This window comes from Limnobacter olei (genome assembly GCF_029087225.1).
GTDB classification, from domain to species: Bacteria; Pseudomonadota; Gammaproteobacteria; order Burkholderiales; family Burkholderiaceae_B; genus Limnobacter; species Limnobacter olei.
This window is the reverse complement of sequence record NZ_JARFJD010000018.1, coordinates 27,945-54,434: the sequence shown is the minus strand read 5'-3', so window position 1 is coordinate 54,434 and position 26,490 is coordinate 27,945. Positions and strand designations below refer to the sequence as shown.

Below are 26,490 nucleotides of genomic sequence, written 5' to 3'. Positions count from 1 at the left end.
CGATGCCACTTTCTACCAGCGAAGTGATCTCCAATACCCCAGAATCCAGCCCACGCGCCAATTCCAAAGCGCTTTCCCAAAGCCAGCTTGACCAGCTTTCCCCCACAAAGCCAGCCACGGGTCAGGCCATATCCATTTCGGCAAAAGCCATTGCAAACCACTTTAACCAGCAGCAATCGAGTACAACCCTGCAACATTGCCTGGCGCAACAACCGCCCCTGCAAGAAACTGACAGCGGTGGAATCCGCGCCATGCTCTCAAAATTTGGCAGTTTGAAGGCGCTGCCCCAACTGCTGACAGCAATTGCCTGCCCGGCCCGCGTGAAACGTCACAACACCTCGTCCTGGATCACTGGAAGAATTCGCAGTGAGGATTACCGCCTCGCAAAAGTGCCGATCGACGTCATACGGTCACAGCACAGCATCGATGGAGTAGCCATTGAAAAAACTGCCCAGCGTGCCAGTTGCATACTGGAATGGTTAAAGTCCAACCCAACTGAAAAAACCATTGACCTTCAAACGATCAACTTGCTTGCTGGCTCCTCAGGTGCTTTAAAAGTTGGCTGTGCAGGACAAGACCGAATCATTACGCTGGATGGTGTGGGTCGTGTTGAGGCAATTCGACAAGCATTGAAGAGTCATCGCCTGGAAACAGGACACGATCATCCTTTGGAACATGTTGAGTGTTACGTTACGCGGCTGAAAGACGACGAGTATGAAAGCCTGTATAAAACCAGCAGGTACTTTCGAGATGATGCGGGCACTCAGCTGGAAGCACCCGAACATGATTTGATGCCCTACTCGGGCCTTCCCAGACTATTGGCAGGCCAGACAATGAATCTGGCCCGCCAATCTATAGAATCCAGCCTTTCGAGTTTATCGGATCAGTTCGACCGCCGCATTCCTGAACACTATTTCAGTGAACCACCCGCTCAAAGGTAAATGCACCTTCCTTGAAATCAACTGGCACCACATCGTTTGGCCCAAACCGGCCTTCCAGAATCATTTTTGAAACCGGGTTTTCGATGATCTGCTGAATGGCACGCTTTAAGGGTCGAGCACCGTACAGCGGATCAAAGCCAGCTTTCACCACTTCGGCCAAGGCTGCATCGCTCACCTCCAGGCGCATGTCGCGGCTGGCCAAACGCTGCTGCAAACGCTGCAACTGAATGCGGGCAATATTGGCGATGTGTGCATTGTCCAAAGCATGGAACACCACCAACTCGTCTACCCGGTTAATAAATTCCGGGCGGAAGTGTTGCTTCACTTCTTCCATCACAGCAGCCTTGATCACTTCACCATCTTGTCCGGCAAGGCGCTGAATTTCATGCGAACCCAGGTTGGATGTCATCACAATGACTGTATTTTTAAAGTCCACAGTGCGGCCCTGCCCATCGGTCAAACGCCCATCATCCAGCACTTGCAACAGCACGTTGAACACATCGGGGTGGGCTTTCTCCACCTCATCCAGCAAAATCACGCTGTAGGGTTTGCGGCGCACAGCCTCGGTCAAGTAACCGCCTTCGTCATAGCCCACATACCCCGGAGGCGCACCCACGAGCCGGCTCACACTGTGCTTCTCCATGAACTCACTCATGTCGATACGAATCAGATGGTCCTCCGAATCAAACAGGAAACCGGCCAGTGCCTTGCACAGCTCTGTTTTACCCACACCGGTGGGGCCCAGAAACAGGAACGAACCCAAGGGCTTGTTGGGGTCCGAAAGCCCAGCCCGTGAACGGCGAATAGCGTCGGATACCAAGGTGACGGCTTCGTCTTGCCCAACGACACGCATGTGCAAGGCAGCTTCCATTTGCAACAATTTGTCGCGTTCACCTTGCAGCATTTTGCTCACTGGAATGCCGGTTGCGCGGCTAACCACCTCTGCAATTTCTTCGGTACCAACCTGGGTGCGCAACAGCCTGTTCGGTTTTTTCTCGCCGCCCTCGTTGTCTTTCACGTCGTTCAGCTTTTTCTCCAGATCGGGCAATTTGCCATACTGAAGTTCAGACACTTTTTGCCAATCGCCCTTGCGTTTCCACTGCTCGATTTCTGCGCGAATGTGATCAATTTCTTCCTTGATGGCCGCACTGCCCTGCACTGCTGCTTTTTCACTTTTCCAGATTTCGTCGAGGTCTGCATACTCACGCTCAAGACGAACAATTTCCTCTTCGATCAGGGCGAGGCGCTTTTTAGAGGCGTCGTCTTGCTCGCGCTTCACAGCTTCTCGTTCAATTTTCAGCTGAATGATCCGACGATCGAGCTTGTCCATTTCCTCAGGCTTGGAATCAATTTCCATCTTGATTCGCGCGGCAGCCTCATCAATCAAGTCAATGGCTTTGTCGGGCAGGAAGCGATCGGTAATGTACCGGTGGCTAAGCTCCGCAGCCGCAACAATGGCGGGGTCGGTAATGTCCACGCCGTGGTGCAACTCATAGCGTTCCTGCAAACCACGCAGAATGGCAATGGTACTTTCAACACTGGGCTCGCCCACCAGCACTTTCTGGAAACGGCGTTCAAGTGCTGCATCTTTTTCAATGTACTTGCGGTATTCATCCAGCGTGGTGGCGCCAATACAATGCAATTCGCCGCGGGCCAGTGCAGGCTTCAACATATTGCCGGCATCAATTGCACCCTCGGCTTTGCCAGCACCCACCATGGTGTGAATTTCATCAATAAACACAATGGTTTGCCCCTCATCGGCGGCCACGTCTTTCAATACGGCTTTCAGGCGTTCTTCAAATTCGCCGCGGTACTTGGCACCGGCCAGCAACAAGGCCATGTCCAATACCAGCACACGCTTGTTTTTTAAGGTGTCAGGCACCTCGCCATTCACAATGCGCTGCGCCAGCCCTTCCACAATCGCGGTTTTACCCACACCAGGTTCGCCGATCAGCACAGGGTTGTTCTTGGTTCGGCGCTGCAGAATTTGAATGGCACGACGAATTTCGTCATCGCGACCGATGACGGGATCCAGCTTGCCCATCCGGGCGCGCTCGGTTAAATCAATGGTGTATTTTTTCAAAGCTTCGCGCTGGCTTTCACCCTCGGCGCTGTCGACAGCGGCGCCACCGCGCACCTGCTCAATTGCAGTGTTCAGCGACTGGGCATTCAAGCCCGCTTCTTTCATGACCTTGGCCAAGCCGGTGCTGTCTTGCAAACAAGCCAGCAAAAACAGTTCACTGGCAATAAACTGGTCGCCTCGCTTTTGCGCCTCTTTGTCGGTGAGGTTCAAGGCAGCCTGCAATTTGCTGCCAATCTGGATTTGACCCGCATTGTTGGCCACTTGAGGCAGGTTGTTCACTTCGGCCTCAACGCCTTTGACCAACACCTGCGGGTTACCGCCCGCTTTGCTGATGACGCCGCGAACAGACCCCTCGCCCTGCTTGAGCATGGCCAACAACACGTGTGCAGGTTCAACTGTGGGGTTGTCTTTTCCAACAGCCAGGCTTTGGGCGTCGGCCAAAGCTTCCTGAAACTTGGTGGTCAGTCGATCTAAACGCATGTGTGCAAACCCTTCTTAACAATTTTGAGTCACAATACCCATAAACCGTATGTGTGGGCGAGCGTGGTGATTTCAAGATAACGCCAACACAAATGACATGCACTATTTTTCCAAGTACGCTGCCATGCAAATCAAACAACTCCAAGTTGCTTACGCGCCCGAGCATGATCGCATCCTGATGCGAATCAATTCGGCTGAAAACCAGGAGGTACGGGTATGGCTGACGCGCCGCATGGTGCGCATGTTGATACCCAGCCTGGATGAGATGATGCAAAAACTACTGGCCAGCGACAGGCCGCTGAACGAGGCGGGCCGCAAAGCGCTGCTCGAAATGAGCCGCGAAGTGTCGCTGTACTCCGCTGATTTCAAAAGCCCGTTTCAAGACAAAAACACCACCACGCCACTGGGTGCCGACCCCCTTCTGATCACTCAGATTGAGCTGCGCCCCAGTGGCGAGGCGCACAACACCGATCTGGTGTTGAAATTGGTTGCAGGCAGTGGCAAAGGGTTCGAGATGCGAATGGCCGAACAGCTGCAGCACGGCTTTGCTGACTTGTTGATAAAAACCTGTGGGCAGGCTGATTGGGGTTTGCATTTCAAGAGTGTGCCCAGCATTATCGAGCGGCCAGAAACGCGCCACTTGAACTGAACCGGACAAAAAGCGCTTAACTGGCCAGGAACATTTCCTGAAGGTCATTCAGAAAACGAAAGCCCAATTCAGTGGGCTTGAACAGGCCAGGTTGGGTTTCAATCAAACCTTTGCTCAATGCCTGTTTCAAAGGCTTTTGCAAATCGCTCAATGGCCTGCCACAACGCTCCACGAACCAGCTTTCGGGTACACCATCGATTAAGCGCAAGGCGTTGAGCATGAACTCAAACGGCAACTCGTTCACGGCCAGGGTGCGCACCTCCAGCGGTTGCGCGGCACCCTCCATTTCTTCCATATAAGCCATGGGGTTGCGGTGGCGGGTTTCCCGTTCAATGCGGTTGGGGTAGCTTACTTTTGCGTGCGCCCCGGCACCAATACCTAGATAGTCGCCAAACCCCCAATAATTCAGGTTGTGCTGGCAGCGGTGTCCGGGTTTGGCAAAGGCCGAAATTTCGTATTGCTCAAAGCCTGCCTCCTTCGCAGCCTTGTGAACGGCCTCTTCGATGTCGATCAAGGTGTCGTCATCGGGCAGAGGCGGCGGTTTTGCCGCAAACAGCGTGTTGGGCTCCATGGTTAACTGGTACAGGCTAAGGTGCGTGCTGTCCAGCGCCACGGCCTGCGCCACATCGGCCAGTGCCTGCTCCACGTTTTGATTCGGCAAGGCATACATCAGATCAATGTTCACTTCATCGAACAAGGCCACGGCACTGCGCACTGCGGCCAAGGCCTGCCCGCTGTTGTGCACCCGTCCCAAGGCCTTCAAGTGAGAATCGGAGAAACTTTGCACACCGATCGACAAGCGGTTGATGCCCGCCTCTCGAAACCCTTCAAATCGCGCTTGTTCAAAAGTACCAGGATTGGCTTCCATGGTGATTTCGCCACTTTGTGGCATGCCCAAACGTGCACGCACTGCGCCCAACAGTTCATCAATCAACTCGGGCGCAAACAGGGAAGGTGTGCCACCACCGATGAAAATTGAGTACAACTTTCGGCCCCAGATTTTGGGCAATTGTTGGTCAAGATCGGCAATCAGGGCATGGAGGTAACGGCGTTGCAAGTCCATAGGCAGCGACTCTGCAAAACCCTGCTCACCAGCGATCGATAGATTCATGTCGACGCACTGAATATCCGACACCAGCGGTACGCCCACTTCACGCAGCTTGCTCTCCGGCGCCAAGTGACTGTTGAAATCACAGTAAGGGCATTTGCGCACACACCAAGGCAGGTGAATATAAAGAGCCAAAGGCGGCATGGCGGCAAATCGAAGTTCGCTGGGCATGAAGACACGGCCGACCAGGTTGCCAGCCGTGGTTGAAGCCATGAATCCCGGCTTGCCTGATTTGTCCTCGCCCTGCTCCACTTATGCAACCGCCTTTTTCAAACCCAGGCGCTGCTGCAATTCCTGCAACAGGGCTTGGGTGGCCAGCGCGCGGTGACTGAATTGGTTTTTCAATTCTTTGGGCATTTGCGCGGCCGTGCACTGATGCTCTGGCAACCAGAAGTGAGGGTCGTAACCAAAACCATGTTCACCTTGCGGCGTATCGATTACCTCACCCCACCACATTTTCTGGGCGATGGTGGGCGTAGGGTCATCCGCATGGGCCACCCACACCATGGCGCACACAAAATACGCGCGGCGGTCTTCAACACCCTGGAGCTTTTCAATCAAGCAGGCGTTGTTGTTGGCATCGCTTTTTTCTTGACCAAACAAGGTGGCATACCGGGCAGACAACACACCCGGCGCACCCGCAATCGCGGGCACACACAAACCCGAATCATCGGCCAGCGCAGGGCGGCCTGTAAGGCGGCTGGCATGGCGCGCCTTGGTGAGGGCATTCTCAACAAAGGTATGAAAGGGCTCCTCGGCATCGGGCACACCCAGTTCACCCTGTGCAACCCAATTCACGCCCCAAGGGGCAAACAGGTCTTGAAATTCCCGCAGTTTGCCTTTGTTGCCACTGGCCAATACCCATTCGCTGTTCGCCGCCATCGCTTTGTAATCCAACTTAGTTTTTATGCCTGTAAAGCCGCTTTCTGCAGGCGAACCAGCTCAGCAATTCCAGCTGCGGCCGAGTCCAGCATGCCATTCAATTCGTCCCGGCTAAAGGCATCGCCCTCGGCGGTGCCCTGCACTTCTACAAAGCCACCTTTCTCGGTCATCACCACATTCAAGTCGGTTTCGCAGGTGGAGTCTTCATCGTAATTCAAGTCAAGCACAACCTGGCCGTTGACCACACCCACCGACACGGCCGCTACGAACTGCTTGATCGGGTTTTCAGCCAAAGCGCCGCTGGCCACCAGTTTGCCAATTGCATCGGCCACAGCGACCATGGCGCCCGTGATCGATGCCGTGCGTGTGCCGCCATCGGCCTGGATCACATCGCAATCAATTTTCAAGGTACGTTCGCCCAGCTTGTTTAAATCGACTGCTGCGCGCAAGGCACGGCCAATCAGGCGCTGAATTTCCTGCGTACGGCCACTTTGCTTGCCCTTGGCCGCCTCGCGATCCATGCGGGAATGGGTAGAACGGGGCAACATGCCGTATTCGGCCGTCAACCAACCCTGGTTCTGTCCTTTCAAAAAGCCTGGCACTTTGTCTTCAACGCTGCAGGTGCACAACACATGGGTGTCGCCGAAACGCACCATGACTGAACCCTCGGCATGCTTTGTGTAATTGCGCTCCAGGCTGATATTGCGCAAGGTGTCAGGGCTTCGTCCATCGGGGCGGGCTTGGGTGGCGTTCATTCAAATTCTCCAGTGCGTGTGCTTTTGTAGTGCACGCATTATGGCGCATCTTCCAGGTCGAGAAACAATTGGGCTTGCCCTTTGGTTCGCCTGCTTTCCTCGGCGGCCTTTTCAAGCGCATCCTCCGCGGGGGTAATCAGATGGCTGGCTTTGATTCCCAACAGGCGAATGGTTGATCTGGCCCCTTTGTCTTCAAATGGAATTTTCTTCAGGCAAGCCCGAGTGGCTTGAAGAATTTCTTCCGCAGAGCTCACAGTCAAACCCGTGGTTATATCGCGCGTCAGCGATTTGAAATCAGCGAAGCGCACTTTCACACCGATGGTTTTTGCAAGACGCTGTTTGCGGGCAAGGTCTTGAGCAAGCTTGTCGGCAAGGTGCAGCAATACTTGCGTCAAGTTGTCGCGCTGCCGGCGCACATGCATGTCATTCTCAAACGTAGTTTCCCGACTGATGCTTTTCGGCTCTGAATACAAAGCGACTTCCCGACGGTCAATGCCATGGGCACTTTCATGCATCCAAAGCCCATAACTTTCGCCGAAACGTTCTCTCAGCAAATCGACAGGTTGGGCAGCCAGCTCGGCAATGCTGTTGACACCCATGGCTTTCAGCTTTTCCTGAGCCTTGGGCCCCACCCCATTGATTTTGCCCACCGGAAGCGGCCAGATTATTTCCTGAAACTGGTCGGGACGCACCACGCTTAGGCCATTTGGTTTTTGCAAGTCGGAGCAAATCTTGGAGGTCAACTTGTTCTCTGACAAACCCACTGAACAGGTCATGCCGCCAGTAGCCCGGGTTACCGCAGCCTTCAATCGGCGCGCCAGTTCAATGGCCGCCTCAAAATCCCCCCCGGTTTCCCCGGTCAAATCAATGTAGATTTCATCGATACCGCGATCTTCAACGTTGGGTGCCAATTCCCGCACGGCGGCCTTGAACTGTCTTGACAGGGTTTTGTACCAGTCGAAATCGGCAGGAAGTAATACAGCATGGGGTGCCAACTTGGCGGCCTTCATGGTCGGCATGGCCGAATGTAAACCCAGCGCACGGGCCTCGTAGTTGGCGGTGGTTAACACACCCCTGCCCTGGTACTGCGCCAAGGTCGGGAATTGCTGCCCGGGCAGCGGCTGCATGCCTCGGCGCCCTCCAACGGCCACCGGCAAACCCCGCAAAGCCGGGTTGCGCACCAATTCGGCATTGGCGTAGAAGGCGTCCATGTCCAAATGGGCAATGATTCGACCCGACAAAAACACCCCCGAATAAAACAAGCACCAGCCCAGAGTTTACAATCCATGCACCACTGACACACACGCACAGGCCGCAAATGAGCAAGGACAGCAAAAACACCGCAGCAGTACACAGCATGACAGGCTTTGCCAATGCACAAAGCACCACCCGTGCTGGCACCCTGAGCATGGAGTTGCGCAGCGTGAATTCCCGTTTTCTGGACCTGAACTTTCGCATGGCCGATGACCTGCGCATGGTGGAACCACTGATTCGCGAAAAACTGATGAACGCGCTGAGCCGTGGGAAGGTGGAATGCCGGATTTCCTGGGGACGTGCAGAGGGCGAAAAACGGATTCCGAAGGTTGACCTGGAACAAGTCAAACAATTGGCTGCGCTTGAGGCCAGCATTCAAAGCGCCTTGCCCAAGGCCAACGGCTTTCGCATTACCGAGGTGCTGAACTGGCCTGGTGTGGTCGAAGACAACAGCCTGAGCGGCGAAGAGTTGCAAGAGACCATTTCAGCCTTGTGCGACCAGGCCATTGTTGCCTTAAAGCAAAGCCGCGAACGTGAGGGTGCAGGCCTTGCTGCGGTGCTTCTGGAAAAAATCGACGGAATGGAAGCGATCGTGAACAGCCTGCTGCCGATGTTGCCCCAATTCTTGGCCCACTATGAGGGCAAGATTCGGGAACGCATGACCGAGGCCTTCGACAAAATCATTTCCGACAAAGCCAGCCACCTGACCGTGGAAGACCTTGAAGAACGCATCAAACACGAGGTGGCCTTGCACAGCGTACGCATCGATGTAAAAGAAGAAGTCGAGCGGCTGCAAACGCACTTCACTGAGGTGCGCCGTATTCTGAAAAAAGGCGGGGTTATTGGCAAACGGCTGGATTTTGTCACTCAAGAGCTAAATCGCGAGGCCAACACACTGGGCAGTAAAGCCCACGCAATTGCTCAAACCCAGGCCAGTATTGACTTGAAAGTACTGGTGGAACAGTTCCGCGAACAAGTTCAGAACATCGAATAGAATCCGAATACGGGGATACATTGAACCAATTTCAATCCTTGGGCACCCAATCGAACCTGTCCCTGTTCGAGACTTTGCCCAATGACAACTCCTATTTCTTCGCTGATCAACCAGCTCCTGAAACACGTGTTACCTCACGCAGCCAAGGACCCGCGCATTGCCGGTCTGCTGTTGGTCGCCAAAGGACAGTCAGTCTGTGCACAGGCCTTGTTGAGCCACCCCACACTGCGAATGCCACGCGGCGAACTCGCCGGGTTCAGGGTCGGTCAGGAAAAGCTGGCGGACATGGACCTCATCAAAAGCGGTCGGCTGGAAATTGGCAATTCCAGCGAGGGCGAGATTCCAAGAGTCAAAGTCGGGGGACACTACAAACTTGAGAATACCTTGACGGTCGAGGAACGAATCGAGGCACTTTCAGCACCACAAGCCCTACCCAATGCGCCTAAAGAGGGTCAGCAAGCGCTACCGGTCAGTGCAGCAGAGCGGTGCGTGCTTCGGGACTACATTGCAACTGACGGATATTCACAAGCCATGAACGAATTTTTGCGCGGTGATTTCAAAGGTTCCCCTCAATCACACTCGGACCTGCGAGAAAGAAGCCTGATACTGGTCAGCTTTTTGAATGCCTTGCCCGTGCAGTCTGCCGAGGCCCAGCATAACCTGAACCCTGCATCGCCCATGTTCCAAGCCATGTTGCAATCCGAGAAAACTGGCAAACCTTTTGTACCCGACTATTTTTTGAGCATGAGCAAGCGCAGTGACTGCTCAACCCCACTGATACCAAGCGTCTTTGGGGCAGTCAGCTGTATTGTTCAATCCGAGCTGGCCAAAGACATTTCTGTGTCAAATGCCTTGCTGCCCAATGAGCGAGAATTGATCGCCGCTCCCATTTCAAGCTACAAAGTCAGCAAAGGAAGTGGATTCGGCGATGAAAGTTCTACAAAACCGTGGTTTGTTCTGACCGAGCAGACGAAGCCTGCTGAATAAGCAATCGACATGGCGAGTCAAGAGGAAATCCCATAGAATCACGGCTTGTTGATCTTTGTTCGAGCGCTTCATGACCGCCTTGGCCCAACCCCAACACACGCCACAGTATTCCGGCAGCCTGTTTATCGTCAGTGCACCCTCTGGCGCGGGCAAGTCGTCTTTGGTGAAAGCGCTTCTGGCTGAAGTTCAGGGCATTGGTTTGTCGATCTCCAACACCACCCGCAACGCCCGCCCAGGCGAGGTGGACGGCAAAGACTATCATTTTATCTCCCAACCCGAGTTCGAAGCCATTCGCGATCAAGACGGATTCCTTGAGTGGGCACATGTACACGGCAATTACTACGGCACATCCCGCGCCTGGGTTGAAGGGCAAATGGCCATTGACCGTGATGTGCTTCTGGAAATCGACTGGCAAGGTGCCGAGCAAGTGGTGCGCAAGGTAGACAACGTGGTGTCCATCTTTATTCTTCCACCCAGCATGGAAGAACTCGAAAAAAGGCTGCGTGGGCGTGGCACAGACAGCGAAGAAGTCATTTTGAAGCGAATGGGTGCCGCACAACTCGAGATCGAGCAAGCGAGACGCTTTGATTATGTTATCCTTAACGATGATTTCACACAGGCTCTTTTGGAGCTGAAATCGATCGTCTTCGCATCCCGTTGCCGTTTCAACCAGCAAATGGCGCGCCACGGGGCGCAACTCAAAAGTATTGGACTGTAAGGACACCAGATGGCCCGCATCACCGTTGAAGATTGCTTGAAAAAGATCCCTAACCGTTTCGACATGGCCCTGTGCGCCACTTACCGCGCCCGCATGCTGGCCCAAGGCCACACACCCAAAGTCAAATCTGACAAAGACAAGCCCACCGTGACCGCACTGCGTGAAATAGCAGCTGGGGAAATTGGTATTGAAATGCTGAAACGCGTGCCCATCTAAGATCGGGCAATTGCGCATCTCAAAAAGCCCGAGACCGGCACACGGCTCGGGCTTTGTTCGTAAAATTGACTGAAAACTCAGCTGGCTGAAAACTCAGAATTCCCGGACCTCGATTACCTTGAACAAACCTTCCTCAGCATTGCTGGACATCAAATTTGCCAAAATCAAGGCAGTGACATTCGCTTTGCGCCCTGCTCCGCTGCAAGAAAGTATTGAGGCATTGAAGAAGCGCTTGGGCCCAACGCCCGGGGTGTATTCCGCCGAGCCTGCCGTGCTCGACTTTTCTGGCTGGAACAATGCTGAACTGAACGAACATGGCGTTGAATTGAAAGCCTACGCGGAAATGCTGAAGGCTGCTGGTGTGCTGTTGGTTGAAGTACGTGGCCAAAGTGAGGCCCTTGAAACCCAGGCAGAAGAATTGGGGGTTCGTTTCGAAACTGCAGAAGCTGATCAGGCTGAACCCGAAGCGGAATTGAAATCAGCACCACCGCCTGAAACACCTGAAGCAGCAATCACCGAGACACAAACGGCGGATGAGTCCGATTCCACCCCGGTCAGCCACCCGGCTGTGCCCAGTTTCGACAACCCCCGCCGAACCATGGTGATCGACCAATCGGTACGCAGCGGCCAGAAAATTTATGCCCAGGGAGCAGACCTGATCGTGATGGGCCAGGTGTCAGCCGGTGCGGAAGTCATCGCCGATGGCAATGTGCACGTTTACGGAGTATTACGTGGCCGCGCTTTGGCCGGCGCAGCGGGCGATACCCAAGCCAGAATCATCTCCACTTGTTTCGAAGCGGAACTGGTGGCCGTGGCTGGTTACTATTTAACATTCGAGGGCGGTTTTCCCGAAGAGAACCGTTCCAAACCCACATTAATTCATCTTGACCATGGCACTGAGCCGGCAGTATTGCGACTCAAGGCCATCAACATCCGCTAGGAGACCATTTGTGAGTCGAGTCATTGTTGTTACATCCGGTAAGGGTGGCGTTGGTAAAACTACCACCAGCGCAAGTTTTTCCGCAGGCTTGGCCTTGCGTGGTTTTAAAACAGTGGTGATCGACTTTGACGTGGGTTTGCGAAACCTGGACCTGATCATGGGTTGCGAGCGCCGGGTGGTTTATGACCTGGTCAACGTGATCAATGGCGAAGCGAGTCTGCAACAAACTTTGATCAAAGACAAACATTGCCCCATGCTGTCCATCCTTCCCGCCTCGCAAACACGCGACAAAGACGCTTTGACCGAAGAAGGCGTGGAGAAAGTGATCAAGGACCTAATCGAAATGGGGTTCGAGTACATTGTGTGCGACAGCCCGGCTGGCATTGAGCGTGGCGCCGTGATGGCCTTGACCTTTGCCGATGAAGCAATTGTGGTAACTAACCCGGAAGTGTCCTCGGTTCGCGATTCCGACCGGATCATTGGCATTCTGCAAGCCAAGAGCAAACGCGCCAAGGAAGGCGGTGAGCCGGTAAAAGAACACCTGCTGATTACGCGTTACTCGGCCAAGCGCGCCGCTGACGGCGAAATGTTGAGCTACACCGATGTGGCCGACCTGCTTCGCGTGCCTTTGCTGGGCGTAATTCCTGAAAGTGAAACTGTATTGCAGGCCTCAAACCAGGGCATGCCAGTGATTCACGCAGAGGAAAATGACGCTGCACTGGCCTACCAAGACTGCATTTCACGCTTTTTGGGTGAAACCAAACCCTTGCGATTCGTAGACTATGAAAAGCCAAGCCTGCTGAAGCGCTTGTTTGGAGGTTAAGGCCATGTCACTACTGAGCATGCTGTTTGGCGAGAAGAAAAAATCGGCCAATGTTGCAAAAGAACGACTGTCTTTGATCATTGCGCGCGAGCGTGTTGACCAGGACGGTCCCGACTTTTTGCCCCAAATGCGGGACGAATTGATGCAAGTCATTGCCAAATACGTCAAGATTGATCAACAAGACGTGAAGTTTAACCTTCAAAAACAAGGCAATATGGAGATGTTGGAAGTCAATATCGTCTTGCCGGACCAGAAGTAAGACTGCACAATAGAAGATCGTAGTTTTAGTTGTAACAGTGGTACAAAATGCGGGGGGCAATGCAAGCCAGAGAACTTCAACCTGAGCCAAACCGACCCGATGTGGTCTCTATCGCACAGCTTATCGGACTAGCCTCGACTTATCTGCCCGAGGCTGAGATTCGGCGCGTTCGCGAGGCTTACAAGTTTTCTGACGTTGCGCACCTGGGGCAGTTTCGCGCCACGGGTGAACCCTACGTAACCCACCCCATCGCGGTGGCTGAACTCTGCGCCAGCTGGCGCCTGGACAGCCAGGCCATTCAAGCCGCCCTGCTTCACGATGTGATGGAGGACTCGGGCACCACCAAAGAGGATTTGATCGAGCGCTTTGGTGGCTCGGTGGCCGATTTGGTCGACGGGCTTTCGAAGCTCGACAAAATGGAGTTTTCTTCCCGGGAAGAAGCCCAGGCTGAAAACTTCCGAAAAATGCTGCTGGCCATGGCCCGAGACCTGCGGGTTATTTTGGTGAAGTTGGCCGACCGTTTGCACAATATGCGAACGCTCGACATTATGAGCCCCGCCAAAAAACGCCGCATTGCACTTGAAACCCTCGAAATTTACGCCCCCATTGCCCACCGACTGGGCTTGAACGAAATTTTCCGCGAACTGCAAGAACTCAGCTTTCAGCATGCTTACCCCATGCGTTATGAAGTGCTAAAAAAAGCGGTGTTGGCAGCACGAGGCAACCGCCGTGAAGTGGTGGGCAAAATTCTGGAAGCTGTTGAAAAGTGCCTGAGCGACGCGAACATTGATTGTCAGGTGTATGGTCGCGAAAAAGCCCTGTACGGCATTTACCGAAAAATGATTGAAAAGCGCCTGAGCTTTTCTCAGGTGCTGGATGTGTATGGTTTCCGCGTGGTGGTGAAAGACATGCCTGGTTGTTACATGGCCATGGGTATGCTGCACCAACTGTTCAAACCAGTTCCAGGCAAGTTCAAAGACTACATCGCCATTCCAAAACTGAACGGTTACCAAAGCCTGCACACCACCTTGCTGGGTCCGTACGGCACGCCAGTCGAGTTTCAAATTCGCACTGAAGAAATGCACCAGGTGGCCGAAAAAGGCGTGGCATCGCATTGGCTGTACAAAGGCGAAGGCGAAGCGCTGAACACCATTCAAACGCAAACCCACCGACTGCTGCAAAGCCTGCTTGACATTCAAAACCAAACCGGCGATTCAGCCGAGTTTCTGGAACACATCAAGGTAGACCTGTTCCCGGATGCCGTGTACGTGTTCACGCCGAACGGCAAGATCATGAGCCTGCCCCGTGGCGCAACCGTGGTCGACTTTGCCTACGCAGTGCACACCGATGTGGGCAACCATTGCGTGGCTGCACGCGTGAATCAAGTGATTGAGCCATTACGTACCATTTTGAAAAGTGGCGATGTGGTTGAAATTATTACTGCACCCCACAGCCGCCCCAATCCGGTTTGGCTTGGTTTTGTGCGCTCAGGAAAGGCACGCTCCGAGATTCGGCACTATTTGAAGTCCATGAATCTTGAGGAAACCGTGCGCTTGGGCAGCAGATTGCTGGAACAGGCGCTTGAAGCCGACCAGATCAAGCTTGAGCACCTTACCAACGAGGTGTGGGACCGTTTACAAAAAGACTCGCAAGTGAGCACCCGAGACGAATTGCTGGCCGACATTGGCGCAGGCCGCCGTGTGGCGCCCGTCGTGGCGCGCCGTGTACTGATCGCCATGGGCCGTGCTGATGCAAGGGTGGATGCACCTTCAGGCAATGTGGGTGAAGCCCGTGCGCCTATCATGATTCACGGTGGTGAAGGCATGTCGGTTCAACGCGCCCCCTGCTGCTTGCCAATTCCCGGCGACAATATTATTGGATATGTGCGCAAGGGCTCGGGCTTGATCATCCACACCGACGAATGCGAAACGGCCCGCAAGCAGATTCGCAAGGAACCGGAGCGCTGGACCGATGTTCAATGGTCGCCTGAAATTACTCGCCCCTTTGACGTGAATGTAGATTTGCAGGCGGTGAACGAGAAAGGCGCACTGGCTACCATTGCGGCCACTTTGTCAGATGCCGGGGCCAACATTACCAACCTGACGATGAGCGATGAAACGGCATACCGCAAACTGTTGCATTTCACCATTCAGGTGACTGACCGTGTGCACTTGGCGCGCATTTTGATGGCCTTGCGCAGGCTTGAATACGTGGAGCGGGTGACCCGTGTGAAGGGCCGAGCTTTTGCGAAAGTGCGTTTGCCGGTGGCTGACACGGCGACACACTGATCCGCTTGGGTTCCGATATCTCGCCGCTTTCTTGGTAGCCCAATCAGCTTGGATTTCGCTCTCTCGCCAGAAAACCTGTTGATCCCTTTATGATATTCACCCTGACTCTCCTCGCTCGGCAAAATACACGGCCGAGTCTCGGTGCCGGCCTAAGGCCGACCGTGGCGGGTGAATTCAAACGGGCAGGTTTTCTTGAAGGCGAGGCGATCGAAACACCGCCGCCGATTGGGCTTTAAAAGCAGCGGTGACCCTTCAAGTTCAGATCAAAATGCACCCTCACTGGGTCAATCAATCACATACCGCACTTCGACAATTTCAAGCTCATCGCGCCCAGCCGGTGTCATCAATTGCACAACATCGCCCTCTTTTGCTTTCAACAAAGCACGGGCCACCGGAGAAATCCAGCTGATGTGCCCTTTGGCGGTATCCACTTCGTCAACCCCCACTATTTTCACGGTCAGTTCCTCACCTTTTGAATTGATGTAGGTGACTGTAGCGCCGAAGAAAATACTCTCAAGCTCCTGCTGCGTGGCAGGATCTACCACCTCGGCAATTTCAGTGCGCTTGGTGAGAAAACGAATTCGGCGATCAATTTCACGCAGGCGTTTTTTACCGTACAGGTAATCGCCATTCTCGGAGCGATCTCCATTGGACGCCGCCCAAGACACCACAGACACCACCTCGGGCCTCTCGGTTTTCACAAGGTGAGTGAGTTCGTCGCGCAAGCGGCGGTAGCCCTTGGGTGTGATGTAATTTTTCAGGCCTTGAGGTAAGGCTGGGGCGGCGTCGGGGCCGTCGTCCTCGAATTCTGAATCGTTTTCTTTGGTGAAAGCCTTGCTCATGTCTTTTCTCGTGAATTGCCCGACTAGACAGCCTCTGCAGAAGTGTGCAGGATACAGGAAAGCGGTCGTTTCTTTGCCAATTACACAATCATAAATCCTTCAATGACGATAGAACAGGAAGCGCCCAGAATCATTGTTGTCGACGACAGCGACGACGATTTTCTATTGATCAAGCGGCAGCTAACCAAAACCTGGCACACAGCAATTGTCCGGCACGCCCACAGCGAGGAAACGCTCCGAACAACGCTGGACGACATCGAACCTGACCTGGTGATTTGCGACTATTCCATGCCGCAACTGACGCACGAGAGGGCCATTGAAATGGTTCAGACCCTGCGACCAGAAACACCCATGATTCTGCTCTCAGGACTGGCCAACGACGCTTTGGGCGTGCAGGCCATGCACGAAGGTGTGCGCGATTATGTGGAGAAGTCCAAACCCGAGCGCCTGATTCCTGCGGTACGCCGGGAAATACACACACACCGGCTTCGCCGTGAAAAACTGCTGCTTGAGCAAGCCCACAGGCGGGCGGTGTATTTTGATTCAGCCACTGGTTTTTTAAACCGCCAGGGTTTGGTGAAAACCTTGTCGGGCCTAAGCACAAATTCTGGCGAGGACAACGACCTGTGCCTGCTGAGTGTGAACGTGTCGAGGAACCAGGCACGCCGCCCGGAAGTGGACCCGCGCATTCGGCGCAACATGCTGGAAAAAATTGTAGAGAGAATTCGGGACACATTCAAACAGGACATTATTTGTCGCTGGTCTGACAATGTGCTGGTGGTGCTGACCAACAAGCTGGACTGGAGTGCAGACCAAACCTTGATTGCTGACACTCTGTGCGAGTTTGAAGCCAACCTGAACCGTGTATTCACAGTGGACAACATTGCGGTACGCCCCAATATGCGCCTGGGGTTGGCGCGCCCAGGTGTGCATGGCCAACACGCAGCCGAGTTGGTCACACATGCACAGTCAGTGGCGCATGTGATCGAGTCGTGCGGCTTGGAATTGTTGAATGTTCTGGATGCGGAAATTCATGATCTCGCCAAACGCCGAAAAACGATTGAACTGGGCTTGGCCAAAGGCATTGAAAGCAACGAGCTGGTGCTTGACTTTCAGCCTATTGAAGACCTTAAAACGGGCCGCATTTGTGGTCTTGAGGCCCTGGTAAGGTGGACCCACCCAGAACTGGGCCGGATCATGCCCAGCGAGTTTATTGGCGTTGCCGAAGATTCGGGCTTGATTGATGCACTGGGTGACTGGGTGATTGAATCGAGCAGCAAAAAAGTGCTGGAGCTGCACCAGCAAGGGCACATGCTGTGGTGCGCGGTCAATTGCTCGGCTGGTCAGTTGTTGAATCCGGAGTTTCCGGCCAAGGCTCAGCAAACCATTCGAAATGCGGGGCTTGACCCGAAATGGATTGAGTTTGAAGTCACTGAATCTGCAGCGATTGATGACATGACCCGTACCGTGGACGCACTGAACAAACTGAAAGCGCAGGGTTCGCAAATTGCCATGGATGATTTTGGTACTGGCTATGCCTCGCTGAACTACCTGCGCCAACTACCCGTGGATGTACTGAAAATCGACAAAAGCTTTGTGATGGATTTGCTGGAGGACAAAAACAGCCACATGATTGTGAAAGCTGTGATCGACCTTGCACATGCATTGGGCCTGATTGTGCATGCCGAAGGCATTGAGACCGCAGCGCAGCGAGAAAGCTTGATCCAGATGGGATGCGACAGGCTGCAAGGCTATTGGTTTTCACGCCCCATGGATATGGACAGCTTGAAAAACTGGCTGAATAAAACCACGCTTGACTAAGTTAAATTCGAACGGCTGAGCGCCCGCCAATTTTTGAGAGGTAATCGAGCAAACGCTTGGCAATCAGGTTCAGCGGCACCACTTCATCGGCAGCGCCGAGGGCGATTGCCTCCCGCGGCATGCCAAACACCACAGAGCTGGCTTCGTCCTGGCAAATATTGTAAGAACCCGCTTTTTTCATGTCAGCCATGGCTTGTGCACCGTCTTTGCCCATGCCAGTGAGCATGATTCCCACGATGTTGCGCGGCGACACTTCCTGACCTGATTTGAACAACACTTCCACCGACGGGCGGTGACGGTTGACTGGCTCAGAATCAGAGAGCTGGCAAATGTAGTTGGCACCACTGCGCCCCAACAACAGGTGTTTGTCACCGGGCGCAATGTAGGCATGGCCTGGCAATACGCGCTCACCGTGCACAGCTTCTTTCACGGTGATATTGCACACCTGGTTTAAGCGGTCTGCAAAACTTTTGGTAAAACCGGCAGGCATGTGTTGGGTAATCAGAATTGCAGGGCTGTCTTTGGGCAGCTGCTCCAGAATGACTCGAATCGCTTCGGTGCCACCTGTAGATGAGCCAATCAATACAAGCTTCTCGGTGGCTGCAAATCGATTGCCCAATGCATTGTTGGTGGGCGCGGGCTTGGCCACTTCTGCCGGTACCACCATGCCAGTGACCGGGTCAGTTTGCGCTGCGGGAGCTTGCGCAGCAGGTTTCGGTGGCAGACGGTTTAAACGAAAACGGGCGGCATACGCAGCACGAATTTTGTCGGTAATTTCGTTGGCATAGTCGATCATGCCTTGGCTGATGTCCAGTTTCGGTTTGGTCACGAAATCAACTGCTCCAAGTTCAAGGGCGCGAAAGGTTACGTCGGTTCCACGTTCAGTCAATGTAGACACCATCAACACCGGCGTGGGCCGCAAACGCATGATTTTTTCCAGAAACTCAATGCCATCCATTTTTGGCATTTCTATGTCCAGTGTAATCACATCGGGATTGAATTTCTTGATTTGATCTCTGGCAATGAATGGATCGGGTGCCGTGGCCACGGTTTCCATGTCGCGCTGCGAATTGATGATCTTGCTCATCAAGTTTCGGATCAAGGCCGAATCATCCACCACCAACACTTTGATTTTATTCATCTCATGGGCCCTTAGAAAAACACAATGTCGCCATTGACGGGGTCTTTGTTGATCTTTTCGCTGTAGCGCTTTTCCTGCTGCAAGGCGGCTGAATTGGCACTGGCCACTCGCTCAACACGAACGGCACTGGTTTGGGTATTGAAACGAATGCGGCGGCTGTGTGGCCCACCCAAATCGGATGCCACCACTTTGATTTTGTCTTTCTGTAAAAAATCGATCACGAATTCAGCATTTCTGCGACCCACGTGCTGGGTATTCAAGGCACCAGTAATATTGGCACCGCCAAATACTTTGGCGCTGAGGTGTTCTCGCTTCGCGCCCATGGTCAACAAGTCGTTGATCAAGCATTCCATGGCGTACAAGCCGTAGCGCAAAGACTTGGTTTTGTCGCCAAGGCTGCGGGCCTCAGAGGGCGAATCGGGCAACATGAAGTGATTCAGCCCCCCGATTTTTCGATGGCTGTCCCACACACATGCGGACACACACGAGCCAAGCAGGGTGGAAATTTCAGCAGGTGCCCACGATACAAAATAATCGCCGGGCATGATGATTTTCTTCACTGGCAACGTTGCGCAGTGCGCAGCAGCAGGCGAGGTGAGAAATCCTGTGCTCATGCAGTAACCTGACGCGCCTGACCTTCACCACCAGTGCCGGTTTTCGCGGCCTTGTCGGTGTTGACGGTATACACGGTTTTACCACGCAAGGTGAAATAGTCTCGCGCCATGGCGAAATTCTCGGAATGGCCTGCGTACAACAAACCATTTGGATTCATCAAGGGGGCAAACCGCTTGAGAATTTGCAGCTGCACATCTTTCTCGAAATAGATCATCACATTCCGACAGAAAATGGCATCAAAGCCTGGGCGCAGGGACCACACATTCTCCATCAGGTTCAGCTTTCGGAATGTCAACAATGCTTGCACCTCGGGGCGTACACGGATCAAGCCTTCGCTTTCGCCTTTTCCTTTCAAAAAATACTTGCGCAGTATTTCATCGGGAATTTTGTCGACCTGGTCCATGCGGTACACCCCTTTTTTGGCATGGTCCAACACCTTGGTGTCAATGTCGGTGGCCAGAATGCGCACAGGCGGATTCATGCTGTTGAAGGCCTCCATCGCGGTAATGGCCATGGTGTAGGGTTCTTCGCCGGTGGAAGCTGCACTGCACCACATCTCGATTCGTGCGTTGCGCGAAAGCGATTGCAACTGCTTTTTCAGAATATCGAAATGATGTGCTTCACGGTAAAAGGAAGTGAGGTTGGTGGTGAGCGAATTGGTGAAGTGCTCCCATTCCGGGTTGCTTGAGTTGGACTCCAGCGCATCCAGATAGGTAGAAAAGCGGCTGTGGTTGCATGCGCGCAAGCGGCGGGCCAATCGGCTGTACACCATGCTTTGCTTGCTGGGTGCCAGTGAAATACCTGCTATTTTCAGGATGAGCGCGCGTACACGGGCAAAGTCCTTGTCATTGAATTCAAACTCCCGGTCTGCATTGTCATCGCTTAACAAACTGCGATTGACCGCTGCGGCAGCCTGTTTGGCACCGGCTACAGCATCATTGGCATACTGTGCTTTGGAGAATTCAAATTTCACGGGGGGTCGGTTCATCAGGGCCTTTGTCGCGGGGTTAACACAATTTGGGAGGTGCCCCGACGCGAATGAGTTCTATACCCTGATATGTTCCGATACTATGAATAAAATAATGCAAGGATTAAAACCTTGAAAGGGCGTTATCTCTCGCTTTGATCCTGCACACAACAATAAAAACCAACAACAAGCGAATAGACAATGAGTGAATCCAAAGGACTACCCCCGTCATTGCTGGACATCAGTAACTTTTCAGATGGTGGATTGAAAGTTCTGGTGGTTGAAGACAATGATTCGGACTTCGAGCTAATGTGTTACCGCTTGAAACAAGGCGGTTTGAAGTACACGGCAACGCGGGTAGACCGCATCGAAGACCTTCGAAAACGTCTGGAACACGAAGAGTGGCAAGTGGTGATTTCTGACCACAATTTGCCTGGTTTTGGTTCAGAGGAAGCCCTGCGTGTGGTGCGCGACTCAGGGCTGGATATCCCTTTCATTATTGTGTCGGGCAGCATTGGCGAACATGTGGCTGTAGAGGCCATGCGTGCCGGTGCCGACGATTATTTGATGAAAGACAAAATGGCACGTTTGGTGCCTGCGATTGAGCGCTCACTGCGCGCCGCAAATGAACGGCGCAGCCTGGCTGCTGCCGAGCTTGCGCAGCGGGAGTCCGAGCGGCGATTTGCCGCCATCGCCGAAAATATTCCTGGCATTATTTTTCAGATGCAATCAGGCCCCTCAATGCAGCGGCCTACTGTGCCGTTCGTGAGCGAGGGCGTGGTGCGTCTGTTTGGCGTGCCACCCAGGCTGTTTCTTGAGAATCCGCATTATTTCTTTGAGCAGTTTGAACCCGACGATGCCGCAACCCTTTTTGAGCTTTTGATGGATCCACCCAAACCAGGTGTGCCCGTGAGCTGGGAGGGTCGAATCAAAAATTACGGCAAACGCGAATCGCGTTGGGTTTACATGAATGCAGTAGCCAAACCACGTGGAAACATGTTTGTTTGGGATGGCGTGTTGCTCGATATTTCCGATCGAAAACAGGCCGAAGAACGTTTGCTGAATGCACAGACCGAGTTGCGCCTTGTGACGACCGAGTTTGAGAAAAGACGTGAACAGGAACGCGGGGCAATAGCCCGTGAAATTCACGATGACATGGGTGGATCACTTACCAAGCTGAAAGCGGATGTGGCCTGGCTGAACAAGAACATGACTCTGGATGCTGCAGCGCAAGAAAAACTCGATGACATGCTGGAACTGATTGAACATTTGCTGGCGAGTAGCCAGCGGATCGCCAAGGATTTGCGCCCCGGCATTCTGGACTATGGCTTGATTCCTGCCCTGGAGTGGCAGATGAATGACTTTCAGAAACGCACCCAGATTGAGGGCGTTTTCCAGTGCAATGTCGATGAACTGGATCTCGATGGCGAACAAAGCACGGCCTTATTCAGGATTTTGCAGGAAGCACTGACAAACATCGTGAAACACGCGCAAGCCACACGGGTAGACGTAGAACTGTTTGTAACAGAAAGTGAATTAACACTGGAGATTCGTGACAATGGTCGCGGAATCGAGAATACTGATAAATTAAAAGAAACATCGTTCGGCCTTCGTGGCATGCAAGAACGGGTTGCAGCCTTCGAGGGTTGGGTCGATGTCAGCGGATCCTTGGGATCCGGGACAACGGTCATGGTGTCCATACCAAGAAGCATTCAGACAGGTGAGGCGGGAAATGATTAAGGTGCTGCTGGCAGATGACCATGCATTGCTTCGGGGAAGCCTGAAGCAATTGCTGGATGACACGGGATTTGTGCAGGTGGTGGCCCAGGCGGGCGAATATTCGGAAATCATGAAAGCCATGACATGCCACACGATTGACCTGGCGATTCTCGATATTTCAATGCCTGGCAAAAACGGGGTGGACATTGTCAAAATTCTGAAAGACAAATACCCGGCCCTGAAAATCCTGATGTTGTCGATGCACCCGGAAGATCAATATGCGGTGCGTTGCCTGAAGGCTGGCGCGTCGGGGTATCTGACCAAAAATACAGCCCCTGAAAAACTGGCAGACGCGATTCAGGTGATTGCAGCGGGTCGCAAATACATTACGCCTGAGCTGGCAGAATCGCTGGCGAGCCACCTGACTGAAGATTCCGAAAAACCCCTGCATGCCTCGCTAAGTGACCGTGAGTTTCAAACCATCCGCATGATTGCTGCGGGCAAGAAGCTAAGTGAAATTGCGGATGAACTGTCACTTAGCCCCAAGACTGTGAGCGTGTACCGGGCGCGGATTCTTGAAAAAATGCGCATGAAAACCAATGGTGAACTGACGCGCTATGCGTTGGAGAATGGGCTGATCTAAGCTTGCTCGGCCGTTCGTTAGCTGCCCGATCATCGGCTTGGGTTCAACTCTCTCGCAGCTTTCTTAATCGCCCAATTGGCTTGGGTTCCGATCTCTCGGAGCTCATTAGTCGCCCACTCGGCTTGCGTTCCGATCTCTCGCCAGAAAACCTGTTTCTCCCTTGCTGAGGCTCGCGATGCCTGAGAACGACCCTCCTAAACTGCGGGTCGGGTTCGTTCACTGTCGCCCATTCTGGGCGACACCGGCCCTGCTCGGCACACAAGGGCAGGTTTTCTTGAAGGCGAGGCGCTCGAAACACCGCCGCCGATTGGGCGATGAAACCAGCCGTGAGTTGCGTGGTGGTGAAAGCGCGTTGGTCGGGAGATTCGGGAGCTGAGCTTGCAGGTGGGCGCGCTCTGCGGGTTTGAGCCAACTCGGTATTGGGATTTTGGGACGCACTTGAAGAAAACCGCCCCGTTTGAGTGGATCCGCAGCGGTCGGCCTCATGCCGACACCGAGACTCGGCCCGCCCTTTTGCCGAGCGAGGCGAGCAAGAATCCATTCAACAAGGGATCAAGCGATTTTCTGTGCGGAACAAGTAACCCATGCCGAGTGGGCAACAAACAGCAACGGCGCCCCTTCAAGTTCAACCAATAAAGTTGAACAAGGTCAACTGCGAGGTACTCGCAAAGCTCTGTTGCGCAGCCTGAAGCTGCAATTGGCCCTGTGACAGCTCACTGATGGCCTTGGCATAATCCAGCCCCACCGCCTCGCCAGCAACGCGCTCAAGCTCTAATTGAGCCGATTGGTTGATTTGCTGCAGGGTTTCCACTTCACGCAAACGAACGCCTACCTTGGTGCGGGAAATTTGAACCTGGTCAAAAATCTCATCCAGTTGTGCCCCCTTGTCATTGAATGCTCTCAGGTAAGTGTCTTGCGGTGTGGCGCCCTCTTGCCCATTTGGGTAGGCAGGATTACGCAGCAAAGCCACTGCATCGCGAAGGATGGCAAAGGCGTCTTCGTTGGTATTCGGGTCAACAAATGCATCTTGACCGGTAATGCTCAGGTTGACAAAACGGCCGCTGGCCACTTGAATTTCACGGCCAATCACAGCCTCACCGGCTGCCGCAGTGGTGGTTTCAAGGAAAGTACCGGTGACTGCGCCGCCAGGCGTCTGAAATGGCTCCTGATCCTGGAAAGTACCGGAGAACATGTAGTAACCATTGGCGTCGGTGCGGTTGGCGATGCCACGCAACTCTTCCATGCGGCCTTCAATGTCCTGCGCAATAATTTCACGGTCGGCCGGGCTAAGCGCGGCGTTACCCGCCTGCAGAAATGCTTCCTTGATGGACACCATGATGTCGGAAGCGGACTGCAAGGCCACATCCATCTGACCCAGCTGGTTGTTCACGTACGTGATGTTGCTTTGGTAGCTGTCGATGGTTTTAACACCCGCCTTCGCACCCAAGGCCACCGACATGGCCAAAGGGTCATCCGATGGTTTCAACACGCGCTGCCCGGTTGCCAACTGCCCCTGTATTTTTACCAGTTCAGACTGCTGCTTGCTCATGCGATCTGTGCTGAGCTTGAAGTACTGGTTGGTGCTGATTCTGCCGATTGCCATAATTTTTCCTTGAAACCCGATCAGAACATGCTGAGGATTTGATCAAACAATTCTTTGGACAATGAAATCACCCGGCCCGAGGCTTGGTAGGCCTGCTGAAACTTGATCAGGTTGGCGGCCTCTTCGTCCATGTTCACGCCCTGCAAGGCATCGCGTGAATCGGCCACCTGGTTCAACACGGTTTCGCGCGACTCCGCGGCCAAATTAAATTCACGTGTTTTGTTGCCTACACGGCTGACCAGTTGGTTAAAGCCATCCGAAATGGAAACACCTGCCGAGTTGTTGGACTGAAACAAGGTGCGTGAATTTTGTAATGCGGCCACCGCCAGAATGTTTTCGTTGTTACCGATACTGGGATTCACGGCCGACGAGGCTGCAACTTCCGATGGACGGTCAAGTGCTGTGCGCATATTCAATGCGGCTTCGCGCACTGGCATCAACACGAAACGATCACCTTCCTGAGGTGTGGCATTGTTCAACTGAAAGCTGAGCAAGGGTGCACCGGCAGGATCGCGAATTTCATAGTAGTCACCACCGGGATCGGTCACCAGGTTGGCGGGAACAAACGGGCCATCCGAGCCCACTTCGCGATAGCGTGGTTGGCTACCCACAATTTGAACTTCGTATTCGGCGGGACCCAGCTTGGACAAATCAAGACCACGCAAGGTAACCTGCGTGGGGTTCACCGTGCTGTTGTTCACATTGGGAACAACGCGGGAAATGTCGTCCACAAAACTGCCGCTGCTGCCGAAGCTGAACAGTGCACTGGCCGGATTGTTGTCCAGGTCGACACCCGCTGTTTGAATGTCGTTGACGGTTTGGCCAATTCGCGCAGCCAACAAGCCAATGGTGTTTTGGTATTCGGTCAGCTCATCTTCCCGGAAACTGAGAAAACCAGCCAAGGCACCATTGCCCAGGCTGCTTGAATCGAACGCCAACAGGCGATCTTGGCCATTCACATTGGTGGTCATTCCCACCAGCAGGTTTTGTGGGTCTTGAGGATCCACCTGAGTTTGTACTTTGAACTGTGTAGTACCAATCACCAACGACTGGCCATTCGCCAGAAACAGGTTGGTCGAACCATCCGCCATGTCCACGCGGGTAGTTTGCACCTGCTCGGACAATTCAAGAATCAATTTGTCCCGGCGGTCCATCAAATCATTGGGAGGCCCGCCGTTGGATGTTTGGTTCTGGGCAGTCACAATCTGGTTGTTCAAGGCAGCAATTTGCGATGTGGCGTTGTTCAGTTGCTCAACCGTGTCGCGCACCTTCAAGTTGGTGGCACTGCGCAGTTCGTCCATCACCGTGTTCAAACCGTTGAAGCGTGAACTCAGGGTTTCCGCAGACGACAAATAGTTTTGGCGGGCAGCCAGGTCGGCCGGGTTGGTCGACAGCGTTTGTGCCGCACCAAAAAAAATACTCAAAGCGCTTGATAAGCCCGAGGCATCATCTGCGATCATCGCATCTACACGCGCAATTTGCTGCGCCTTGGCGTTGTAAAAAGCAGCGTCGGACGTGGCTTTCTGTTCCTGCGAGTTGATGAAATCGGAATACACCCGCTGCACGGATGCGATATCAACACCTTGCCCAATGAAGCCAATGTCGCTGCCTGTAGACGGGCGCGACTGCTGGATCACCTGCTGGCGATTAAAACCAACGGTGTTGCTGTTCGCAATGTTGTGCGAGGTGGTGGATAGCCCTGCCCGGGCCGCATTCAGGCCGCTGAGCGCAATTCCGTAGACCGAGTTCGACATAATTCAGG

Annotated in this window: 24 protein-coding genes; 13 read left to right on the top strand and 11 right to left on the bottom strand. The window is 53.6% G+C overall.

Going from position 1 to position 26,490, the window contains the following annotated elements; all coding sequences use genetic code 11:
- The first annotated feature begins 2 nt into the window (after positions 1-2).
- Positions 3-941 carry a hypothetical protein gene (locus tag PY990_RS12175; RefSeq protein WP_275271821.1) on the top strand — a complete coding sequence of 313 codons (939 nt, stop codon included), beginning with the start codon at positions 3-5 and terminating at the stop codon, positions 939-941.
- Here PY990_RS12175 and clpB read toward each other — a convergent pair.
- Positions 916-3,504, bottom strand: coding sequence for an ATP-dependent chaperone ClpB (clpB, locus tag PY990_RS12170; RefSeq protein WP_275271820.1), 2,589 nt, complete (start codon positions 3,502-3,504; stop codon positions 916-918). The two genes, PY990_RS12175 and clpB, sit on opposite strands and share 26 nt — an antisense overlap.
- A 97-nt stretch (positions 3,505-3,601) precedes the next feature.
- Here clpB and PY990_RS12165 point away from each other — a divergent pair, with 97 nt between their 5' ends.
- Positions 3,602-4,153, top strand: coding sequence for a hypothetical protein (locus PY990_RS12165; protein WP_275271819.1), 552 nt, complete (start codon positions 3,602-3,604; stop codon positions 4,151-4,153).
- Between the two features lie 16 nt (positions 4,154-4,169).
- On the opposite strand, the gene hemW is transcribed toward PY990_RS12165, so the two are convergent.
- Genes hemW through dinB form a run of 4 tightly spaced genes read right to left on the bottom strand, consistent with a single transcriptional unit; the run spans position 4,170 to position 8,145 of the window.
- Positions 4,170-5,474, bottom strand: coding sequence for a radical SAM family heme chaperone HemW (gene hemW / locus PY990_RS12160; RefSeq protein WP_275271818.1), 1,305 nt, complete (start codon positions 5,472-5,474; stop codon positions 4,170-4,172).
- A gap of 39 nt (positions 5,475-5,513) precedes the next feature.
- A complete protein-coding gene (gene rdgB / locus PY990_RS12155) occupies positions 5,514-6,143 on the bottom strand; it encodes an RdgB/HAM1 family non-canonical purine NTP pyrophosphatase (RefSeq protein ID WP_275271817.1) in 630 nt (209 codons plus the stop codon).
- Positions 6,144-6,166: 23 nt separating this feature from the next.
- Positions 6,167-6,898, bottom strand: a complete 732-nt coding sequence (gene rph / locus PY990_RS12150; RefSeq protein ID WP_275271816.1) for a ribonuclease PH — start codon at positions 6,896-6,898, stop codon at positions 6,167-6,169.
- Positions 6,899-6,936: 38 nt separating this feature from the next.
- The gene (gene dinB, locus PY990_RS12145) at positions 6,937-8,145 is read right to left on the bottom strand and encodes a DNA polymerase IV (protein ID WP_275271847.1); all 1,209 of its coding nucleotides are present in this window, start codon (positions 8,143-8,145) and stop codon (positions 6,937-6,939) included.
- Positions 8,146-8,216: 71 nt separating this feature from the next.
- Between dinB and PY990_RS12140 the strand changes: the two genes are divergently transcribed.
- From PY990_RS12140 to PY990_RS12105, 8 genes are all read left to right on the top strand, one after another.
- Positions 8,217-9,146, top strand: coding sequence for a YicC/YloC family endoribonuclease (locus PY990_RS12140; protein ID WP_275271815.1), 930 nt, complete (start codon positions 8,217-8,219; stop codon positions 9,144-9,146).
- A gap of 81 nt (positions 9,147-9,227) precedes the next feature.
- On the top strand, positions 9,228-10,133 hold the full coding sequence (locus tag PY990_RS12135; protein ID WP_275271814.1) for a hypothetical protein: 906 nt from the start codon (positions 9,228-9,230) through the stop codon (positions 10,131-10,133).
- Positions 10,134-10,203: 70 nt separating this feature from the next.
- Positions 10,204-10,851, top strand: coding sequence for a guanylate kinase (gmk, locus tag PY990_RS12130; RefSeq protein WP_275271813.1), 648 nt, complete (start codon positions 10,204-10,206; stop codon positions 10,849-10,851).
- Between the two features lie 9 nt (positions 10,852-10,860).
- The gene (gene rpoZ, locus PY990_RS12125; protein ID WP_008251793.1) at positions 10,861-11,067 is read left to right on the top strand and encodes a DNA-directed RNA polymerase subunit omega; all 207 of its coding nucleotides are present in this window, start codon (positions 10,861-10,863) and stop codon (positions 11,065-11,067) included.
- A gap of 118 nt (positions 11,068-11,185) precedes the next feature.
- Positions 11,186-12,007, top strand: a complete 822-nt coding sequence (gene minC / locus PY990_RS12120; protein WP_275271812.1) for a septum site-determining protein MinC — start codon at positions 11,186-11,188, stop codon at positions 12,005-12,007.
- Between the two features lie 10 nt (positions 12,008-12,017).
- On the top strand, positions 12,018-12,830 hold the full coding sequence (minD, locus tag PY990_RS12115; RefSeq protein WP_008251789.1) for a septum site-determining protein MinD: 813 nt from the start codon (positions 12,018-12,020) through the stop codon (positions 12,828-12,830).
- A 4-nt stretch (positions 12,831-12,834) separates the two neighbouring features.
- Positions 12,835-13,089 carry a cell division topological specificity factor MinE gene (gene minE, locus PY990_RS12110; RefSeq protein ID WP_105028628.1) on the top strand — a complete coding sequence of 85 codons (255 nt, stop codon included), beginning with the start codon at positions 12,835-12,837 and terminating at the stop codon, positions 13,087-13,089.
- Between the two features lie 59 nt (positions 13,090-13,148).
- Positions 13,149-15,377 carry a RelA/SpoT family protein gene (locus PY990_RS12105; RefSeq protein ID WP_275271811.1) on the top strand — a complete coding sequence of 743 codons (2,229 nt, stop codon included), beginning with the start codon at positions 13,149-13,151 and terminating at the stop codon, positions 15,375-15,377.
- 284 nt (positions 15,378-15,661) lie between these two features.
- Here PY990_RS12105 and greB read toward each other — a convergent pair whose 3' ends face one another.
- Positions 15,662-16,219, bottom strand: coding sequence for a transcription elongation factor GreB (gene greB, locus PY990_RS12100; RefSeq protein WP_105028627.1), 558 nt, complete (start codon positions 16,217-16,219; stop codon positions 15,662-15,664).
- 102 nt (positions 16,220-16,321) lie between these two features.
- Between greB and PY990_RS12095 the strand changes: the two genes are divergently transcribed.
- Positions 16,322-18,040, top strand: coding sequence for a putative bifunctional diguanylate cyclase/phosphodiesterase (locus tag PY990_RS12095; RefSeq protein WP_275271810.1), 1,719 nt, complete (start codon positions 16,322-16,324; stop codon positions 18,038-18,040).
- Position 18,041: 1 nt separating this feature from the next.
- On the opposite strand, the gene PY990_RS12090 is transcribed toward PY990_RS12095, so the two are convergent.
- Genes PY990_RS12090 through PY990_RS12080 form a run of 3 tightly spaced genes read right to left on the bottom strand, consistent with a single transcriptional unit; the run spans position 18,042 to position 20,784 of the window.
- Complete coding sequence (locus PY990_RS12090) at positions 18,042-19,181, bottom strand: protein-glutamate methylesterase/protein-glutamine glutaminase (protein ID WP_171098296.1); 1,140 nt, start codon at positions 19,179-19,181, stop codon at positions 18,042-18,044.
- 11 nt (positions 19,182-19,192) lie between these two features.
- Positions 19,193-19,795: a chemoreceptor glutamine deamidase CheD gene (locus PY990_RS12085; protein WP_275271809.1), complete on the bottom strand. Its 603-nt coding sequence runs from the start codon at positions 19,793-19,795 to the stop codon at positions 19,193-19,195.
- Positions 19,792-20,784, bottom strand: coding sequence for a CheR family methyltransferase (locus PY990_RS12080; RefSeq protein ID WP_240965905.1), 993 nt, complete (start codon positions 20,782-20,784; stop codon positions 19,792-19,794). The genes PY990_RS12085 and PY990_RS12080 overlap by 4 nt, the downstream gene beginning before the upstream one ends.
- 180 nt (positions 20,785-20,964) lie before the next feature.
- Here PY990_RS12080 and PY990_RS12075 point away from each other — a divergent pair, with 180 nt between their 5' ends.
- Both PY990_RS12075 and PY990_RS12070 read left to right on the top strand, forming a co-directional pair.
- Entirely contained in the window at positions 20,965-22,503 is a 1,539-nt protein-coding gene (locus PY990_RS12075; protein WP_275271808.1) for a hybrid sensor histidine kinase/response regulator, read from the top strand.
- Positions 22,496-23,125 (top strand): response regulator, encoded by a 630-nt coding sequence (locus PY990_RS12070; protein WP_275271807.1) that lies wholly within the window; start codon positions 22,496-22,498, stop codon positions 23,123-23,125. Before PY990_RS12075 ends, PY990_RS12070 begins: the two co-directional genes overlap by 8 nt.
- Positions 23,126-23,750: 625 nt before the next feature.
- Here the strand turns inward: PY990_RS12070 and flgL are convergent.
- Together flgL and flgK are read right to left on the bottom strand one after the other, a co-directional pair.
- Entirely contained in the window at positions 23,751-24,728 is a 978-nt protein-coding gene (gene flgL / locus PY990_RS12065; protein ID WP_171098288.1) for a flagellar hook-associated protein FlgL, read from the bottom strand.
- A 20-nt stretch (positions 24,729-24,748) separates the two neighbouring features.
- Positions 24,749-26,482 (bottom strand): flagellar hook-associated protein FlgK, encoded by a 1,734-nt coding sequence (flgK, locus tag PY990_RS12060; protein WP_171098286.1) that lies wholly within the window; start codon positions 26,480-26,482, stop codon positions 24,749-24,751.
- Positions 26,483-26,490: the final 8 nt, after the last annotated feature.